The 18,643-nt window shown below is 70.5% G+C and carries 12 protein-coding genes; 7 read left to right on the top strand and 5 right to left on the bottom strand.

Annotated elements, in window-relative coordinates; translation table 11 throughout:
* Window positions 1-160 precede the first annotated feature (160 nt).
* The 3 genes from ACIA8D_RS17020 (at window position 161) to ACIA8D_RS17010 (ending at window position 5,641) form a co-directional block, all read left to right on the top strand.
* Entirely contained in the window at window positions 161-3,046 is a 2,886-nt protein-coding gene (locus ACIA8D_RS17020; RefSeq protein ID WP_399232809.1) for a peroxidase family protein, read from the top strand.
* Window positions 3,039-4,427 (top strand): hypothetical protein, encoded by a 1,389-nt coding sequence (locus ACIA8D_RS17015; protein WP_399232807.1) that lies wholly within the window; start codon window positions 3,039-3,041, stop codon window positions 4,425-4,427. The genes ACIA8D_RS17020 and ACIA8D_RS17015 overlap by 8 nt, the downstream gene beginning before the upstream one ends.
* A 77-nt stretch (window positions 4,428-4,504) precedes the next feature.
* On the top strand, window positions 4,505-5,641 hold the full coding sequence (locus ACIA8D_RS17010; protein ID WP_399232805.1) for a serine hydrolase domain-containing protein: 1,137 nt from the start codon (window positions 4,505-4,507) through the stop codon (window positions 5,639-5,641).
* A 15-nt stretch (window positions 5,642-5,656) separates the two neighbouring features.
* Here ACIA8D_RS17010 and ACIA8D_RS17005 read toward each other — a convergent pair whose 3' ends face one another.
* Complete coding sequence (locus ACIA8D_RS17005) at window positions 5,657-7,846, bottom strand: MGH1-like glycoside hydrolase domain-containing protein (RefSeq protein WP_399232804.1); 2,190 nt, start codon at window positions 7,844-7,846, stop codon at window positions 5,657-5,659.
* A 136-nt stretch (window positions 7,847-7,982) separates the two neighbouring features.
* On the opposite strand from ACIA8D_RS17005, the gene ACIA8D_RS17000 reads away from it, so the two are divergent.
* Window positions 7,983-10,628, top strand: coding sequence for a TIM-barrel domain-containing protein (locus ACIA8D_RS17000; protein ID WP_399232802.1), 2,646 nt, complete (start codon window positions 7,983-7,985; stop codon window positions 10,626-10,628).
* Between the two features lie 50 nt (window positions 10,629-10,678).
* Here ACIA8D_RS17000 and ACIA8D_RS16995 read toward each other — a convergent pair whose 3' ends face one another.
* Window positions 10,679-12,337, bottom strand: coding sequence for a cytochrome bc complex cytochrome b subunit (locus ACIA8D_RS16995; protein ID WP_399232800.1), 1,659 nt, complete (start codon window positions 12,335-12,337; stop codon window positions 10,679-10,681).
* A gap of 101 nt (window positions 12,338-12,438) precedes the next feature.
* Window positions 12,439-13,119 (bottom strand): FadR/GntR family transcriptional regulator, encoded by a 681-nt coding sequence (locus ACIA8D_RS16990; protein WP_399232797.1) that lies wholly within the window; start codon window positions 13,117-13,119, stop codon window positions 12,439-12,441.
* Window positions 13,120-13,281: 162 nt separating this feature from the next.
* On the opposite strand from ACIA8D_RS16990, the gene ACIA8D_RS16985 reads away from it, so the two are divergent.
* Complete coding sequence (locus tag ACIA8D_RS16985; protein ID WP_399232796.1) at window positions 13,282-14,523, top strand: CynX/NimT family MFS transporter; 1,242 nt, start codon at window positions 13,282-13,284, stop codon at window positions 14,521-14,523.
* Window positions 14,524-14,585: 62 nt separating this feature from the next.
* On the opposite strand, the gene ACIA8D_RS16980 is transcribed toward ACIA8D_RS16985, so the two are convergent.
* On the bottom strand, window positions 14,586-15,161 hold the full coding sequence (locus ACIA8D_RS16980) for a CGNR zinc finger domain-containing protein (protein ID WP_399232794.1): 576 nt from the start codon (window positions 15,159-15,161) through the stop codon (window positions 14,586-14,588).
* An 82-nt stretch (window positions 15,162-15,243) separates the two neighbouring features.
* Between ACIA8D_RS16980 and ACIA8D_RS16975 the strand changes: the two genes are divergently transcribed.
* Both ACIA8D_RS16975 and ACIA8D_RS16970 read left to right on the top strand, forming a co-directional pair.
* A complete protein-coding gene (locus tag ACIA8D_RS16975; protein WP_399232792.1) occupies window positions 15,244-16,416 on the top strand; it encodes an epoxide hydrolase family protein in 1,173 nt (390 codons plus the stop codon).
* A gap of 87 nt (window positions 16,417-16,503) precedes the next feature.
* Entirely contained in the window at window positions 16,504-17,970 is a 1,467-nt protein-coding gene (locus ACIA8D_RS16970) for an MFS transporter (protein ID WP_399232790.1), read from the top strand.
* Window positions 17,971-17,982: 12 nt separating this feature from the next.
* On the opposite strand, the gene ACIA8D_RS16965 is transcribed toward ACIA8D_RS16970, so the two are convergent.
* Entirely contained in the window at window positions 17,983-18,495 is a 513-nt protein-coding gene (locus ACIA8D_RS16965; protein WP_399232788.1) for a hypothetical protein, read from the bottom strand.
* Window positions 18,496-18,643 lie beyond the last annotated feature (148 nt).

The raw sequence follows: 18,643 nt of genomic DNA, 5'->3' as shown, positions 1-18,643 counted from the left end.
CCGCGCACTGACAGGGGCAAATCCCTTTGTGCGTACGGGAGTTCGTGTGCACGTACATGGCGGGATCGGTCGCTGCGGCAGGCCCGAGGGCGCCGATAGCGTCGCTGCCCCTCCCCCTGAACGAACCTTCCCCACGTACCTCCGACAGGGACGGCAACCGATGGCCGAGAACGAACGTCAGGCTTCTTACAAGCCTGCGCAGTACGAGCGGTACGAGGGCGGCAGCCCCGAGGCGGAGCGCCTCGTGTTCGAACGCCTCGCCCGAGAGATCATGAAGGTTCAGGTCGCGAACCGTCGGTCGAGCGGCGCCCAGGGTTTCGAGCGTGCCTTCCACGCGAAGGCCGTGCTCGGCGTGGAGAACGCCCGCCTGCGGTTCAACGACGACCTGCCGGCCGCGCTGCGCGCCGGCTTCGCCCAGCCCGGCGCCGAGTATCCGGCGACCGTGCGGCTCTCCAACGCGAGCGGGATGCGCGGGCCCGACGGGGCGCCCGATCTGCACGGCATCGCGGTACGGGTGCGGACCACGTCCGAGGAGAGCCACGACCTGCTGGCCACCTCCTTCCCTGTGTCCCATGCCGCCAACGCCCGCGAGTTCGTGGCGTTCGCCAAGGCGATGGCCGGGGCCAGGAATCCGCTCCAGAAGGCCTTCGGCCTGTTCGTGAAGCTGCCGCTGGCCGTCGGTCTCGGCACCGCGAACCGGATGCGCCGCAACGTCCAGGCGGCGACCCGCAAGTCCGTCAACAGCCTGGCCCAGGAGACGTACTGGAGCCGCGGCGCGATGCTGTGGGCCGACGCGGGACCCGTCCGGTTCCTGCTGCGGCCCGCCGTGGGCGGCGGCCCCGAGCCGCGCCCCGACCGCCGCGACCCGAACTTCCTGCACCGCGAGCTCGCGCACCGCCTCTCCCGCGGCGACGTCGCCTTCGACCTGTGCGTGCAGCGCTACGTCGACGAGCGGCGCACCCCCGTCGAGAACGGCGCCGTGGAGTGGAAGGAGGCGATCACGCCGCCGATCCCCGTGGCCCGCCTCACCGTGCCGAGCCAGGACATCACGACGGCCGAGGCCCGCTCGGCGGCCCGGCGGATCGAGGACCTGTCCTTCAATCCGTGGTACACCACGGACGAGTTCCGCCCGCTCGGCAATATCAACCGGGCCCGCAAGGCCGCGTACCGGGCGAGCGGCGCGCAGCGGCACGGCACCCGCTTCACCCCGCACGAACCACTCAGGAACCGGGTCCTGGGCGCGCCCGTGGGCCTCGTCTTCCGCGCCCTGAACCGCTATGTCCCGTGGCACAGGCTGCCGGTGGACCTGAGCCTGCTGAACCTGGTGTTCCTGCGGAAGGTGCTGCGCAGGCTGAACCTCATCGACACCGACGTCCAGGAAGCGCCGCCGAAGGCCGAGCCGGTGCCGGTCCCGGTCGACGAGCGGCTGCGCACCGAGCGCTCCTACGACGGCACGTACAACGATCTGTCGGAGCCTCAGATGGGCGCGGTGGGCGCCGCGTTCGGCCGCAATCTCAAGCCCGTGTTCCGGCCCGACCTCTTCGAAACGCCCAACCCGGTGACGGTCAGCCGCAGCCTGCTGGCGCGCGAGAGCTTCGTCCCGGCGACCTCGCTGAACGTCCTGGCGGCGGCCTGGATCCAGTTCCAGGTGCACGACTGGGTCAACCACCGGCGCTACAAGCAGGGCGACAAGGCGGTCGAGGTGCCGCTGCCGCCGGGCGGGGGGACGTGGGTCAACACCCCGGGTGGGCCCGAGGAGAGCGTGATGCGGTTCGCCGAGAACGAGGGGATCGAGCTGCCCGGCGACAAGCCGCCGATCCTGTTCGGGAACACCGCCTCGCACTGGTGGGACGGCTCCGAGGTGTACGGCGGCGACGAGCAGACCGCGAAGCAGCTGCGCGAACCCGAGGGCGGGGCACGGCTGTTGCTGGACGGCGGGCACATCCCGATCGACCGGACCGGCATCCCGATCACCGGGTTCAAGGACAACTGGTGGATGGGGCTCAGCTCGATGCACACCCTGTTCGCCCGCGAGCACAACGCGGTGTGCGACGCACTGCGCGCCGAGTACCCGTCGATGAGCGAGGAGCGGATCTACCACACGGCGCGGCTCGTGGTGTCCGCGCTGATCGCGAAGATCCATACGGTGGAGTGGACGCCGGCGATCCTCGCGACGAAGGCCATCGACATCGGTCTGCGCACCAACTGGGAGGGTCCGCCGCGCAATTGGCTGAACCAGCTGGGTCTGTGGCTGCTCGAATCGCACTCCCTGACCGGCATCCCGAAGACGATGCCGGACCACCACGGCGCCCCGTACTCGCTGACCGAGGACTTCGTCACCGTCTACCGCATGCACCCGCTGATCCCCGACGACTACGAGCTGCGCGAGCACCGCTTCGGGCAGCGCCTCGAAACGCTCGGCTTCAACGACATCCAGGGCGCGGCCGCCGAGAGCCAGATCCGCAAGACGGGCCTGGCGGACACGCTCTACTCGTTCGGCATCGCGCACCCCGGCGCGATCACGCTGCACAACTACCCGAGGTCGCTGACGCACTTCCAGCGCGAGGGCGAGATCATCGACCTGTCGGTGGTCGACCTGATGCGCACCCGCAGGCGCGGTGTGCCCCGCTACAACGACTTTCGGGCGGGCCTGCACAAGGAGCGCATCCGCCGCTTCGAGGACCTCACCCAGGAGCCGGAGACCCTCGCCCGCCTCAAGGAGGTGTACCGGGACGTCGACGAGATCGACACGGTCGTCGGCCTGTTCGCGGAGAACCCGCCCACCGGCTTCGGCTTCTCCGACACCGCGTTCCGCATCTTCATCCTGATGGCGACGCGGCGGTTGCAGAGCGACCGCTTCCTCACCGTCGACTACCGCCCGGAGATCTACACGCCGCTCGGCATGGCCTGGGTGGAGAAGGGCGGCATGAAGTCCGTGATCCTGCGGCACTGCCCGGACCTCGCGAGCCTGCTGCCGCGCGACGCCAGCGCGTTCGCGCCGTGGCGTCCCGTGACGCCGGCCCAGAACGGTGGCGAGCATGGCTGACGGCACCACGGGGCACCAGGGTCTCGACGACCTGCTCGCGCGCCCGCTCCTGAAGACGATCTGGCGCCGCCGCACCCACCGGGTCTCCCGCGGCGCGTCGGTGCCGGCCGGATCCATGAGCTACAGCTCGAAGCACGAGCCGCAGCCGCTGAGCGAGCTGGAGGAGGCGCTGCTGATCGCGGTGACCGGCTCGACGGGGCTGACGATGCCGGACCGCCCCTTCGAGGACCCGCGCGACGGCAAGCCCATCATGTCCAAGCCGAACCTGACGATGACGGGCCGCACGGCCGGCAGCCCCGACAACGCGCAGGGCACGCACTTCTTCCTGATCAACGACAGCGGTACGTACTTCCTGCGCAGGCTGCCGGCGGCCCCGCAGGAACCGTTCGACGCGCACACGCTCGTCGAGCGGGCCCGGCAGTCGAAGGTGAAGGTCCTCGACCGCCGCCTGGACGTCGCCGAGGGCCTGCGCGACTTCCCGGCCTATCTGGACTCCAACCGGTTCCTGTCGAATCTGCCGGGGACGACCGTCCTGTTCCCGGTGGTCGACCTCTCGCACCAGTACATCAACGCCCTGATGTACCTGCTCACACAGCCGGACGGGGCACGCCCCACCTTCGTCGACGACCGCAATCTGTACCGGGCGGCGGGCGTGAAGAAGTGGGTGGACAACGGGTTCCTCAACAAGGACCTGAAGCTGCCGCTGGGCGCGCTCGGCCCGATGCGCACCCAGATCGAGGCGGACCTGCTCCTTCAGACCGTGATGCTGACGGCGGAGGCGATGGGCCTCGGCGCCTGGATCCACGCCTCCATCAACCCGGCGATCGCCCTGGGCGACCCGAAGTTCTCCAAGACGTACGGGAGGATGCTCGGCTTCACGTTCGTCACGCCACGCTGGCGCCTCGCGGACCTGTGGCGCTGGCACGTCCCGCTGCCCAAGTACGCCAACCTGCGCTCGCACCCGGTGGGCCTGGCCGACCCGGCGACCGGCGAACCGCTGATCGCCGCGGCCTGCCCGCCCGCGCACGCCTCGATGTCGGACGCGGTCGACGCGATCGTGGACGCCAAGTTCGGCACCGGCGGCACCTACGGCGACAAGGACGTCTTCGCCCGCATCTACAAGGAGGACTACGGCCAGCGCTATCTCGCCGAGGCCAGCGAGTACGACGAGCGTGTCATCGAGTGCGCCCGCGACGTGTGCACGTACATCCTCGCCACGCACCGCCGCTTCCCCGCACACACGGACGCCATCCATGTGCCGGGGGTCTGGTTGCAGGCGCACCACGTGGAGGGCGAGTACTACGAGCGCTTCTTCACGAACGGACTCACCGACGCCCACCGCGCCCACGACACGCTCTGGGACGGGGAGCCGATGAGTTGAGCCGGTCCGGGCGGTCTTCCTCTGTACGCTCACGCGCACGACGGCACCGCACCCCGTACGCACAGGAGGATCGCCCGATGACCGACAACTCCGGCCTGACCGAGGTCCTGGCCCCGCACGTGTCGAAGGGCCCCGTGCCCGGCGCCGTGGGACTCGTCGCGCGCGGCGACCGCGTGGAGGTCGCGGCCGTCGGCCACACCGACACCGAGGGCAGCACGCCGATGGCCCGCGACTCGATCTTCCGGCTCGCGTCGATCACCAAACCGATCGTGGCGGCGGCGCTCATGACGCTCGTCGAGGAGGGCCGCATCGCGCTCGACTCGCCGATCTCGCACTGGCTGCCCGAGCTGGCCGCACCGAACGTCGTGCGCGATCCGGCCGGTCCGATCGAGGACGTGGTCCCAGCGGACCGGCCGATCACCGTGGAGGACCTGCTGACCTTCCGGGCGGGCTGGGGCTTCCCCTCGGACTTCTCGCTGCCCGCGGTGCAGCCGCTGTTCGCACTGATGGACCCGCACCACCCGCAGCGGCTGCCCGAGCCGGACACCTGGCTGGCCTCGCTCGCCGGGGTGCCGCTGCTGCACCAGCCCGGCGACGTCTGGCTCTACAACGCGTGCTCGGACATCCAGGGCGTGCTGATCTCGCGGATGACGAGTCTCTCGCTGCCCGACTTCCTCGCCGAGCGGGTCTTCGAGCCACTCGGCATGGTGGACACCGGCTTCGAGGTCCCCGCCGCCAAGCGCGACCGCTTCACCAGCTGCTACGTACCCACGCCCGACGGCGGCGCCGAGCTCGTCGACGCCCCGGACGGCGAGTGGAGCAGCCTGCCCGCGTTCCCCTCCGGCGCGGGCGGGCTCGTCTCCACCGTGGACGACTGGCACGCGTTCGCCCGGATGCTGCTCGCCGGCGGCGGGTCCGTGCTCTCCGCTGAGTCGGTGCGGCTGATGACCACCGACCACCTGACCTCCGAACAGCGCGCGGCGAGCGGCCTGTTCACGGAGGGCGAGGGCTGGGGCTTCGGCGGCTCCGTCGACGTCACCCGCACCCACCCCTACAACGTGCCGGGCCGCTACGGCTGGGTGGGCGGCACGGGCACGTCCGCCCACCTGACCCCGGCGACCGGGACGGTGTCGGTCCTGCTGACCCAGCTCGGCCTGGCCGGACCGACACCCCCGCAGATCATGCGGGACTTCTGGACGTACGCGGCGTCCTGAGCGCCCTGCCTGCCGCTACTGCTCTCCGGAGAGGATCGGCAGCAGCAGCGAGGCCGACCAGCTGAAGTTCGGTGAGTTGAGCGGGGCGCCGGTCAGCGGGTCGTAGTTCTCCTGGATCGGACGGTCGCCGGTGAGCCCCTTCGCGCCCGCGAGGAGCTTACCGGTGAGCTCGTCCGCGTCCTTGGTGTAGCCGTAGCGGCGCAGGCCGCCCAGCGCGGCGTAGGCGTGGTCGAACCAGACAGGGCCGCGCCAGTAGGCCGTCGAGTCGAAGTACGGGGACGCCTTCGACACGGTCGGGAACGGCACGTGGGTGGCGAACTCGCCCGGGTCCGTGAGGCGTTCGCGCACCCGCGCGGCCTGCTCCTTGGTGGCGGCGCCGGTCCACAGCGGGACGGCGCCCTCGATGCCGCGGCCGCGGTCGGTGAGCGGGGCGCCGTCCTTCAGGGTGATGTCGTGGAACCAGCCGTCGGCCTTGTCGTAGAACTTGGAGCGTACGGCGGCGCTCGTCGCCTCCGACTTCTCGCGCCACTTCGCGGCCTCGTCGGGGCGTCCGATCGCGTCGGCGATCCGCGCCAAGTAGCCCTGGTCCTGGGCGAGATACGCGTTGAGGTCGACGGACTCCTGGTCGAGCGAGTAGCCGAGGAGCGTGCCGTCGGCGGCGTGATTGGCGACGACGGAGGTGCCGAGCTTGGCGTCGAAGCGCGGCGCGTTGTCCAGGCCGCTCTCCCAGGCCGCGGCCTGCCGGCGCTCCTCGGTGGAGTCGTTGGCGGGGTCGACGGTGGCACCGTACTCGGCGATCCCGTCGTGGTCGTGGTCCCGGTTGCGGTACCACCAGGCCTGGTAGGCGGCGAGCTTCGGGTACAGCTCGCGCAGGAAGGACCGGTCGCCGTTCTTGCGGTACACCTCCCACACCGACCAACTGGCCATCGGCGGCTTGGAGTTGCGCTCGTTCCAGTTGCCACCGCCGCGCGCGGGGTCGTTGTAGAAGACGGCGTCGGGGACCATCCCGGCGTCGTGCGGGCGGGTCTTGGAGTCGGCGGTGATCTGGTGGTCGAACATGGACCGGATCTGCGACTCGGCGAGCGCCGGGTCGAAGCGCGCGGTGCCCACGGCCTGCTTCCAGCTGTCCCAGGCCCACAGCCCGCCGGTGAACCACTTGTATGAGATGGAGGGCGTCACCCCGTCGTGCTTCAACTGCCCTGCGGCGGAGCGCCAGTTGGTGACGAGGGTCTCCAGGGACTTCACCGCGGTGCGGCGCCGCTCGGCGGGCACCCCGCGCGTGACCCCGGCGACGTAGCCGCGCCAGCGGGCGTCACCGGCGGTGGCGTACGCCTGCGGGGCGGCCAGCACGGCGCGCGCCCGCCGGGCCTCACGGGTGCGCTCGGCGTCGGTGAACGTGTAGGACTCGGTCCAGTCGAAGTGGTGCGCGGCGCCGGGCGCGATCTTCACAGGGGCGGTGGTCTCGGTGCGGTAGGAGTCGCCGTCGACCTTGGTGCGCACATCGTCCTTGTGCGTGACCTCGAAGCGCTCGGTGCCGTCGGTGAGGTAGTCCCACTTCTCGCGCACCTTGGCGAAGTCGACGCCGACGCCGTGGTCGGTGGACTCCAGAGAGGGCGCGTCGCGCATCGGCGCCTTCCCGGGGCGCAGCAGGCTGCCGGTCCAGTCGGCGCCGAGGGTGCGGGCAGTCGACCCGGTGTTGCGCACCTCGGCGCGCACCAGGGCCGTCCGGTTGGTGGCGAAGCGCAGCTCAAGGGTGAGGGTCAGGCCGCGCCCGAGGTCGTACGACTGGAGCAGCCGGCCGGGCTGCGAGGTGAAGCGGGGCGTGCCGCCGCCGGCGAGGTCGAGGGTACGGCCGCCCTCGGTGAGCCGGATCCGGCTGAACGACTTGCTCAGCCACCACGGGTACTCCTGCGCGATGTACAGCGGGCCGCTGAACCCGCCGTACGCGGAGCGGTCCCCGGCCTTCGGCAGGGCGTAGGAGTGCCAGGCGCCGCGGTCCGAGAAGGTGCTGATGGGGTTGTTGTCCTCGGCGTCGCCGGGCAGCGCGGCCTTCGGAGTGCCGTGCAGGTCGAGGACGTCGGCGTAGTCGGACCCTGGGTGCGGCGCGGCGGAGGCGGGCGGGGCGGCGAGGCTCGCGCCGCCGACAAGCAGTAGGGCGGCGAGGGCGGCACGGCCGGGTCGGCGGGCGGACTGACGAACGGTCACGAGGCGCTTCTCCTGTTGACATGAACCTGTGCGAGCGGGATCTTCAACCCTGACTCTCTGCGCAATCCTGCACGCGTGCAAGGAGTTTCAAGCACAAGTAAACAATGACTGGTCGTTCTGAGCGGAGACGCACCTCATGCGAAGACTGCACCAAAGGCAACCCCACCGAAGAGCCCGCGCCCTCGCCGCCTGCACCACCGCGGCCCTCGCGGCCGCGCTCCTCGCCGCCCCCGCGCACCAGGCGGGCGCGGCCACCCCGGGCAGCGGCGTGCTCGACGCCGACCACAAGAGCGTCACCTGGCAGAGCCCCACCTATCCGGCCGGCACGGTCGACGACCCGAAGAAGTGCCCGGCCCCGGCCGACGATCCGGACGGGAAGACCTGCGACCGCTTCGACCTCACGGTGGCGGTCCCGGACGGGTACTGGAGCGACAACCCCGAGGGCGGGGTGCCGGTCTCCGTCGAGTGGGCGGAGCAGCCCAAGGACGACTTCGACATGTACGTCTACGACGACGCCGGCAAGCAGGTGGCGTCGAGCGCGGGCACCGCCGATCCCGAGGCGACCGTCATCCCGAGGGCCGACGGCACGTACCACGTGGTGGTCGTCCCCTACGACGTGCACGACAACTCCTTCGTCGGCAAGGCCTATCTGCCCGAGACGACGGACGCCGGGAACCTCACCTCCTTCAAGGGGGACGACGGCAGCTACACGATCGCCGCCGGGGACCTGAAGGCGCGGGCCGACTTCCTCAAGGGCGGCGGGCTCCGCCTCCAGGCCGACCCCTCCGGCGAGTTCAGCGATCCGGCCGGCTCTCAGATCGTGCGCAAGCAGCCCGCCGTCGACCCGCACACGACGTCCTTCGACACCGGCGCCTACTACGGCATCCGGTCGGCGGACGCCGTCCTGCGCATCTACAAGAAGCCCCTGCGGTTCGGCCTCTACAAGGCGGACAACAGGACGCGCGTCTGGCAGGAGGACAAGCCGCTGCGCTGGTCCACCGGCGGGATGCGGCAGAGCCTGGAGCGCGGCGCGGACGAGCAGTTCTTCGGCGGCGGCGAGCAGAACGGCGGCCTCTCCCACCGCGACAAGACGATCCGCGTCGCCAACAACACCGACTGGAACGAGGGCGGCTACCCCAACTCCCAGCCGTTCTACCTCTCTTCGGCCGGTTACGGCGTGTATCGGAACACCTTCGCGCCCGGCGTCTACGACTTCGGCCCCTCCGTCCACACCGGGCAGCAGGAGCGCCGCCTGGACGCGTACTACTTCCTCGGTGACGCGAAGCACGTCATCGGCGACTACACGTCGCTGGTCGGCAAGCCGTTCATGCCGCCGGTCTACGGCCTCGAACCCGGCGACGCCGACTGCTATCTGCACAACGCCAACCAGGGCGAGCGCCACACCCTGGACTCCCTGAAAGTCGCCGACAAGTACGTGGCGAACCAGCTGCCGCTCGGCTGGATGCTGGTCAACGACGGCTACGGCTGCGGCTACGAGAACCTCGCCGAGACCGCCAAGGGGCTCCAGGACCGGGGCGCCGAGCTCGGCCTGTGGACGCAGGACGGCATCGACAAGCTCGCCGACCAGGTGAAGGCGGGCCAGCGCGTCGCCAAGCTGGACGTCGCCTGGGTCGGCAACGGCTACGGCATGGCCCTCGACGCCTGCGACAAGGCGAAGGCCGGCATCGAGGACAACAGCGACGCCCGCGGCTTCGTCTGGATGCCGGTGTCCTGGGCGGGCGCACAACGCTGCGCGGTGCTCTGGTCGGGCGACCAGAAGCTGTCCTGGGACTTCGTCCGCTGGCAGATCCCGACGTACGCGGGCGCGACGATGTCCGGCATCGCCTACAACACCGGCGACATCGGCTCGATCTACTCGCACGACGCGAAGATGTACGCGCGCGACCTCCAGGCCAAGACGTTCCTGCCCGCCGTCATGACGATGGACGGCTGGGCCCGCGACATGACCACGGGCGAGAAGATCAACCAGCAGCCGTGGGTGGACGGCGAGCCGTACACGTCCATCAACCGCAAGTACCTCCAGCTGCGCGAGCGCCTGATGCCGTACCTCTACACGCTGGCCAAGCAGGCCTCGGACACCGGCGTCGGCGGCGTACGGCCGCTGTGGCTGGAGTACCCGAGGGACGCCAACACCCTGGGCGCGCAGGCCAAGTACGAGTACCTGGCGGGCGACGACTTCCTCGTCGCCCCGGTCTACGAGGACTCCGACACCCGCGACGGCATCTATCTGCCGAAGGGCACGTGGACGGACTACTGGACCGGCAAGCAGTACAAGGGCCCGACCACGATCGACGGCTACCACGCCCCGATCGACACGCTCCCGCTCTTCGTGAAGTCCGGGGCGATCGTGCCGATGTGGCCCAAGGGCACCACGTCGTGGAAGACCCGCGACAAGGGCCAACTGGGATACGACATCCACGCGTCGGAGCCGGGCCACAGCTCCTACACCCTGTACGAGGACGACGGGGTGACCCGCAAGTTCAAGGAGGGCGCGTCGGCGACGCAGCGCGTGAGCGTCGACACCGACAAGCGAGGATCGGTCATCGACGTCGGCGCCAGCAAGGGCAGTTACGCGGGCAAGGCGAGCAAGCGCGCGTACACCTTCACCGTGCACGGCGACGGTGCGCCGGACCGGGTGACGGTGAACGGCCGCCCGCTGGCCGGGAGTTCATGGTCGTACGACGAGAAGAGACATGTGACGACGGTCCGCACGGCGCAGCTGCCGACGGACAGGGCGTTCACGGTGCGACTCAGCGGCTGATCGGCTGACAGTCGGGGGCCGGTCCGCGCGCGGACCGGCCCCTCTCCCGCTCAGTCCACCCGCTCCGACTCGTGCCACCCCGCGTGCAGCGCCCGGTACTCCTCGGGCGTCACCTTCGGTACGTATGTGCCGGGGCCGAACATGGCCTTGGCGAGCCGCGCACGCATCCGCTGCCGGACGGTGAACTTGCGCTCCACCCCGTTCTCGTCGAACCGCGGACCCAACTCATATACCCTGGGCTGCTCGTGCTGGTTGAGGGTGTACAGCTCCGCGCGCGTGAGCGGCTCGTGGACCTCGATGAACTCGCCGTGCGGCAGCCGTTTGATCGTGCCGGACTCGCGGCCGTGCAGCGCCTTGTCGCGGTCACGGTGCTGCAAGCCCTGACAGATCCGTTTGGTGACGATGAACGCCAGGACGGGCGTCACGAAGACGCTGATGCGCACGAACCAGGTGATGGCATTGATCGACAGGTGCAGTTTCGTCGCGACGATGTCGTTGCCGCCGCCGATCAGCAGCACCCCGTACAGCGACAGCCAGGCCACGCCGACGCCGGTCCTGACCGGCTTGTTGCGCGGGCGGTCCGCCGTGTGGTGCTCGCGCTTGTCGCCCGTGATCCACGCCTCCAGGAACGGGTACACCGCCATGAAGGACAGGATCAGCGGGAACAGCGTGAAGGGGAGGAAGACGCCCAGTTGCAGCGTGTGCCCCCAGGCGTTGATCTCCCAGGCGGGCATCACGCGGATCAGCCCCTCGGAGAAACCGAGGTACCAGTCGGGCTGTGCGCCCGTCGTGACGAGATCCGTTCTGTAGGGCCCGAAGGCCCACACGGGGTTGATGGTCGCCACCGCGCCGAGGACCGCGAGCACCCCGAAGACGAGGAAGAAGAAGCCGCCGGCCTTCGCCACGTAGATGGGGAAGAAAGGCGCCCCGATGACCTTCTTCTCGCTGCGTCCCGGGCCCGCGAACTGGGTGTGCTTGTGGTAGAAGACCAGGATCAGATGGAGCGCCACCAGGCCCAGCATGATGCCCGGCAGCAGCAGGATGTGGATCGGATAGAGCCGCGCGATGAAGTCGTCGCCGGGGAACTCGCCGCCGAACAGGAACATCGCGAGGTACGTGCCCACGATCGGCACCGCGAGCACGGCGCCCTGCGCGAACTTCAGTCCGGTACCGGACAGCAGGTCGTCCGGGAGCGAGTAGCCGGTGAGGCCGGTGATGATGCCGAGGAACAACAGGGTCCAGCCGAACACCCAGTTGAGCTCGCGCGGCTTGCGGAACGCGCCGGTGAAGAAGACGCGCATCATGTGCACCGTCATGCCGGCGACGAAGACGAGCGCCGCCCAGTGGTGGATCTGACGGATCAGCAGCCCGCCGCGCACATCGAAGCTGATGTCGACCGTCGACTCGTACGCCTGGGTCATCCTGATGCCCTTGAGGGGCACGTAGGAGCCGTTGTAGACGACTTCCTGGGTGCTGGGGTCGAAGAACAGGGTCAGGAAGACGCCGGTGAGAATGAGGATGATGAAGCTGTAGAGGCAGATCTCGCCGAGCATGAAGGACCAGTGGTCCGGAAAGACCTTGCGCATCTGGGACTTGGCGAGTTGGTAGATCCCGAGCCGGCCGTCCGCCCAGTCGGCGAGGCGTTCACCGGAGCTCGGGGGATCGCGGCGGCGTCCGTCGCTCCGGGCGCGCTCGCTGTCATCGCTCATGCGACTCCCCCTCAAGGCCGTTGAGGCTCTCGCCAGGGTAGAGCGCGTGGCGGTGGCACCGACAGAGGGCGAAGCGCGGTCAATTGGCCGCGGGGCAAGGGCTATTGATCGTCCGTCATCCGCTCCATCGCCGCCTCCACGGTCCGCGTGTGCGCCCACGCCGCCTCGGCCGCCGCCTTCGGGTCGCTGCGCGCGATGGCATCGGCCAGGTCGTCGTGGGAGCTCGCGCCGGGCAGCTCGGGCGTCCAGCTCGGGCGCAGCGAGGCGATGCTGTCGCGCACCGACTCGACGATGCTCTCGTACAGCTCGGTCATCAGCGGATTGCCGCTCGCGGCGACGACGGCCCGGTGGAACTCCACATCCTTCTCCACATACGCAACCGGGTCCCCGCCCTCCTCGGCGCGGTGCCGGGCGAGCAGGGCGGACAGGATGCGGGCGAGGTCGGCCTCGCCGCGGTGCGCGGCGGCGGCGGGCGCGGCCTCCCGTTCGATGGCGAGACGGATCTGGAGGATGTGCTTCAACTCGGCGCGGCGCAGGCGGCGTTGGAGTGCCGCGTTGAGGTCGCTCGCGGCGCGCACATACGTCCCGTCGCCGCGCCGCGCCTCCAGGAGGCCGGTGTGGCACAGGGCGCGGACGGCCTCCCGCACGGTGTTGCGGCCCACGCCGAGCTCCTCGACGAGCCGCCCCTCCGGAGGGAGTCGGTCGCCGACGGCCCACTCACCGCTCTCGATGCTCCGCTCGATCCGGCCGATGGTGCGCTGGACCAGGGTGGGTGCGGGCACGGTGTGGCCTTTCTCGCGGTGCGGGGTGCGGGGTGCGGGGTGCGGGGTCAAAAATATCCCATGTTTGCGGTGCTGGCCAGTCCGGATTGGTGCGCATTTGCACACCCTCGCCCCATTCTCGCGGCTCTGCCGTCGGAAACATGGGATGTTACGTTGGCACGCATGCCGCAAAGTGCCCCCACGCCCACCTCCACATCCGCCTCGACCACATCCCCGAACCCCGCCACCACGGCCGGGGCCACCGGCGGGCTCCTCGCCGCCGGCGTCCTGCTCATCGCCATGAACCTGCGGCCCGGCGTCGTGTCCGTCTCGCCCGAACTCGACACGATCCGCCGCTCCACCGGGCTCAGCGGCTCGCTCGCGGGGCTGCTCACGACGTTGCCGATCCTCTGTTTCGGCCTCCTGGCCCCGTTCGCGGCGAAGCTCTCGCGGCGCATCGGCATGACGCGGGCGCTCGGCGCGATGATGGCGCTGCTCACGGCGGGCATCGCGCTGCGCCTCGCGCCCGGCCTGCCGGCCCTCTTCGCGGGGACGGTCCTCATCGGCGCGGCGATCTCCCTCTCGAACGTCCTCGTCCCGAGTGTCATCAAGCGCAACTTCGAGCGCCGCACGGGGCTGATGATGGGCCTGTACTCGGTGGCCCTGTTCTGCGGCGCCGCGCTCGCGGCCGGGGTGACCGTGCCGCTCGGGGACGCGCTCGGGCTCGGCTGGCGCGGGGCGATCGGCGTGTGGGCGGTGCTCTCCGCGCTCGCGCTCGTCCTGTGGATACCGCAGCTGCGCCGCTCTGACGCGCCGCCCGTGGTGGCGCCGGGCGCCGGCGCCTCCCGTACCCCGCTGCGCCGTTCACCGCTCGCGTGGAAGATCACGCTCCTCATGGGCCTGCAGTCGCTGCAGTACTACGCGTGTGCCGCGTGGATCCCGGCGATGCTCACCAGCCAGGGCATGGACGGCGCGCAGGCGGGGTGGATGCTGTCCGTGATGAGCCTCGCGGGCATCGCGGGCTCGCTCGCCTTCACGGCACTCGTCGGCCGGTCCTCCAACCAGGTCACCCTCGGGCTCACCGGCACCCTGCTCGTCCTCGGCTCCGTGCTCGGCCTGCTGGTGGCGCCGGTCGGCGGGGCGTACGCGTGGATGCTGATGCAGGGCTTCGGCTGCGGGCTGCTGATCAGCACGGCGCTCGCCGTGATCGTGCTGCGCTCCCCCGACGCCGCGCGCGCCGCGGAGATGTCCGGCATGGCGCAGAGCGTCGGCTATCTGCTCGCCGCCGCGGGCCCGTTCCTGCTCGGCGCACTGCACGACGCGACGGACGGCTGGACGGTACCGCTGGTGATGCTCGCGGTGCTGTGCGTGCCGATGGGGCTCGCGGGCGTGGGCGCGGGCCGAAACCGCCACTTGGAGGCGTAGGCCTCCTGGCCCGGCGCGGTGACGACCGGGAGACGTCACCCGCCCGGACCGCCCAGCGACGCTCACCGCCCCGGCCCAGGGACTCCGCCGCGGCCCGCGTGGAAGCGCGCCTTCTTCTGGCGGTTTCCGCATGTGTTCATGTCGCACCAGCGGCGCGTACGGCTCTGGCTGGCGTCGAAGAAGGCGGCCCGGCAGGTCGGCGACGCGCACAGGGCCAGCTTTCCGTCGCGTTCGCCCGCGACGATGCCGATCGCGTCGGCGGCGATCACGCTGAGGGCGTCCTCCACGCTGGAGTCCGGGCCGAGCCGCCAGCGCCGCTCCCCCTCGGCCGTCAGGACGGCCGCGGCCCGACCCTGAACGCTGCGGTCGTTGATGACCTGGACGGCGGAAGCCGGAAGCGGCTCCTGGGTCGCGGCCGCCGTCGCGGCGGCGTGGATCGACTCCCTCAGCTCCCGGGCCAGATCGAGCTGGGCGATGGTGCACGAGTCCACGTCGAGGCCGTACACCGCCAGCCAGTCGATGAGTCTCTGCGGCGTGGGAACGCGCTCGACGGCGTCTCCCTGGCGCTCCGTCAGAGTCGCGGTGAAGCTGGTCGCCAGCACCTTGCCGAGGCGGAATTCGGGGAACCGTGCACGCATGGAACCACCTTAGGCGGTTGCGGCACCGTTGTGGGCACTGCTAGAACCGTCTTAGCCGGTTCAGCGATGGCCAGGAGGTCTCATGTCCCGCCCGAGCAGCGACGTGCAAGCGTTCACAGCCCACGCGACCGACGCCGAGCTCGACGAGCTGCGCGCACGCCTGGCCGCGGCCCGCCTGCCGGAGGCCGAGACGGTCCGGCACGCCGAGCCGGGCCCCGGCCGGTGGGCGCAGGGCGTCCCGCTCGCCGACCTCACCGAGGTCGTGCACTACTGGCGCACGGAGTACGACTGGCGGCCGTTCGAGGACCGCCTGAACCGCATCGGCCAGTTCCGCACGACCGTCGAAGGACTCGGCATCCACTTCCTGCACCGCCGGTCCGCGCGCGCCGACGCCACTCCCCTGCTCATGACGCACGGCTGGCCGGACAGCGTCGCCCGGTTCACCGATGTCGTCGAGGAGTTGGCGGATCCGAAGGACCCGGACGCGCCGGCGTTCCACGTCGTGACCCCCTCGCTGCCGGGCTTCGGCTACAGCGACCGCCCGGTGACCACCGGCTGGGGCACCGAAAAGATCGCGGCCGCCTGGGTGGAGCTGATGGGACGCCTCGGTTACGGCACGTTCCTGGCCCACGGCGGCGACTGGGGCGGCAACATCACCACGGTCCTCGGCGGCCGCTTCCCCGCCCAAGTGCTCGGTATCCACACCACGTTCGCCGAGGGCCCGCCCGGCCTGTCCACGGAGGGGCTGAGCGCGACCGAGCGCGCCTGGGCCGAGGAGACCCGCGACTTCTGGCACCGGCGCGCGGCCTACGCGAAGCAGCAGGCGACGCGGCCGCAGACCATCGGCTACTCGCTCGTCGACTCGCCGGTCGGCCTCCTCGCCTGGATTCTCGACAAGTTCGCCGAGTGGTCGGACACGAAGGACAGCCCGTTCGAGGCGATCTCCATCGACAGCATCCTCGACGACGTCACCCTGTACTGGCTGACCCGGACCGGCGCCTCGGCGGCCCGCATCTACTACGAGAGCCACAACGCGCTGGACCCCGACCTCCGGGTCGACGTCCCCTCGGCCATCACCGCGTACCCCCGCGACGTCGAGAAGTGCCCGCACCCCTGGGCACAGGAGCGGTACCGGCGGATCGTCCGGTGGAGCGAGCCCGAAATCGGCGGACATTTCGCGGCGTTGGAGGTTCCCGAGCTCTTCGTCGAGGATCTGCGGCAGGGCCTAACGGCCGTACTGGCGGCGAATCGGTGAAGACGGCCCCGTCAACCCGTTGACCGGCGCGCGAGCCTCTGCAAGGTTAGCAAGCGCTTTCTCGCCGCTCAGCGCCCAGGGGAACCCATGTCGGATTCAGCCGCTCCACCACGCACCACCACCGAGACGAAGGGCCGCGCGCTCTTCTCGGGGCACCACACCCACTTGTGGGGCTTTCTGCTCGCGGGCTGGCTGATCAGCTACGCGGACCGCACGGTCACCGGGCCCGTCGTGGCCTGGATGATCGAGAACAAGGCGGGCTTCATCGGTGACGCCTCGAACCCGGCGACGCTCGGCGGGCTCATCGGCTCGATGTTCTTCACCGGCTACATGCTCACGCAGTACGCGGGCGGCCGGCTCGGCGACCGCTACGGCCACCGCGAGATGCTCGTCGTCTCCCTGCTGTGGGCGGGCCTGCTCACCCTCGTGTCGGGCCTGACCGGCGGGCTCATCGGCTTCGTCGTGGCGCGCGTGCTCACCGGGCTCGGCGAGGGCGTCTTCTACTCCAACGACCGTGTCCTGGTCATCAATCACACGCCCGCGGCCCGCCGCACCATCGGCCTCGGCGTCGTCCTGTCCGGCCTCTCCATCGGCCTGACCGTCGGCATCGTCGCCACCCCGCACCTCATCGACTGGGGCGGCACGCTCGGCATGGGCGGGCGCGCGTGGAGCATGCCGCTGTACGTGTTCGGCGTGGTGTCGCTGCTCGTGGCCGGGGCGACGTGGGCGTTCTTCCGGGGGCGCGGGGACAAGCCGCTGCGGATCGGCCCGCCCGCCCTTCGCCTCATCGGCTACTCGATCCCCGCGGCCGTCGCGATCCTCGGCCTGTTCCTGCTCGCCGACGAGTTCAGCTGGCCGGACTGGCTGACCGCGATCGGCTCCGGGGTGCTGTTCCTCGTGATGGTCACCATCGTGATCCGCGGCATCGTGCGCACCGGCCGCGGCACCCAACTCCTCAACCGGAACGTCTGGTTGATCTACATCGGCTTCATCGCCGTGATGTGGAACCTGTGGTTCTTCTCGTTCTGGTCGGTGCAGATCGTCGCGGAGGCCGCGCACAGCAGCCTCGGTGCGGCGGCGCTCACCGCCGCGTTCAACGCGGGCGCGGGCATCATCGGCTTCCCCGTCGGCGGCTGGATCGCGGACCGGCGGGTGCGCGCGGGCAGGGGCCGCAAGCCGCTCGCGGTGATCTGCGCGGCGGTGCACACGGTGCTCGCGGTGGCGTTCGGGGCGAGCGTCGCGAACGGCGACCCCTCGCTGCTGCTGCTCGGCCTGATCCTGTTCTGCTCGGGCCTGTTCTTCAACGCGCTCCAGCCGATCGTGCACAGCCTGCTCGGCGACCTGGCCGAGGAGAAGGACCGCGGTTCGCTGTTCGGCCTGTTCAACCTGGTCGCCGAGATCGGCGCGGTGGCCAGCCCCGTCGTCAGCGGTGTGCTGCGCGACGCGACCGGCAGCTGGGCCGCGGGCGTGTTCACCGCGGCCGGCGTGATGGCCGTGGCGGTCGTCCTCTACGCCATGGTCAAGGAACGCATCCCGGAGGTCGCCGCCACGTGACCCCGTCCGGGCTCAGCAGCCCTCGCGCTGCGGCTGGATGGTGACCTTCGCCCGGTCCGCCTCGCCCTTCACCTCGCCGTAGACCGTGGAGTTGACGCGGTACCAGCGGTCGTCGGCGGTGCGCTTGCCGGCGACGTCGTCGAGGCGGACGCACCACCGCTCGGCGCGCAGGACCCGCGTGTACTTCTCGGATCCCCTGCGCACCTTGTGACAGTCACGGACCTTCTCCGTCGTGTAGTAGGTCTTGGTGCGGCCCTTGCTGCGCTTGGTGTGCCGGACCTTGCGGGTGTCCGTGGCGCACTTCTTCACCAGGTGCGGCCGGGTGGCGCGGGTCGTCCGCCGGGTCACGTGGCGGACCCCGTCGCGCACCCCGGTCACCTCGTCGTCGTGCTGCTCGATCGACCGGCTGTCGGCGGCTCCGCCACCGCCGTGCACCGAGGCGGACTTCTCCGGTCCACCGCCGCAGGCCGCGAGCGCGACCACCAGCACCATCGTCAGTCCGGCCAGGGTCGGGCGCCGCTTCACGGAGATCTCTCCTCTAGATGTACATGCCATTGGGAACCCGCAGCGTATCGGAAGCGCCACCGGTGACTGCCGATTCGTTATGCAACCCCAGGGCGAAAAGTTCCCCTTGCGGGTAGCTTGCCGTTCCGACGCATTCAGGTTGAATCGT

Origin of the sequence: Streptomyces sp. NPDC051684 (assembly GCF_044453445.1) — a bacterium.
Lineage (GTDB): Bacteria > Actinomycetota > Actinomycetes > Streptomycetales > Streptomycetaceae > Streptomyces.
The sequence above is the reverse complement of the archived record's forward strand: the minus strand, read 5'-3'. Positions and strand labels throughout refer to the sequence as shown.

Coding starts and splice junctions, on each gene's coding strand:
- ACIA8D_RS17000 (WP_399232802.1), top strand. CDS start 7,983: ATGCGAAGACTGCACCAAAGGCAACCCCACCGAAGAGCCCGCGCCCTC.
- ACIA8D_RS16995 (WP_399232800.1), bottom strand. CDS start 12,337: ATGAGCGATGACAGCGAGCGCGCCCGGAGCGACGGACGCCGCCGCGAT.
- ACIA8D_RS16970 (WP_399232790.1), top strand. CDS start 16,504: ATGTCGGATTCAGCCGCTCCACCACGCACCACCACCGAGACGAAGGGC.
- ACIA8D_RS16980 (WP_399232794.1), bottom strand. CDS start 15,161: ATGCGTGCACGGTTCCCCGAATTCCGCCTCGGCAAGGTGCTGGCGACC.
- ACIA8D_RS17020 (WP_399232809.1), top strand. CDS start 161: ATGGCCGAGAACGAACGTCAGGCTTCTTACAAGCCTGCGCAGTACGAG.
- ACIA8D_RS17010 (WP_399232805.1), top strand. CDS start 4,505: ATGACCGACAACTCCGGCCTGACCGAGGTCCTGGCCCCGCACGTGTCG.
- ACIA8D_RS17015 (WP_399232807.1), top strand. CDS start 3,039: ATGGCTGACGGCACCACGGGGCACCAGGGTCTCGACGACCTGCTCGCG.
- ACIA8D_RS16975 (WP_399232792.1), top strand. CDS start 15,244: ATGTCCCGCCCGAGCAGCGACGTGCAAGCGTTCACAGCCCACGCGACC.
- ACIA8D_RS16985 (WP_399232796.1), top strand. CDS start 13,282: ATGCCGCAAAGTGCCCCCACGCCCACCTCCACATCCGCCTCGACCACA.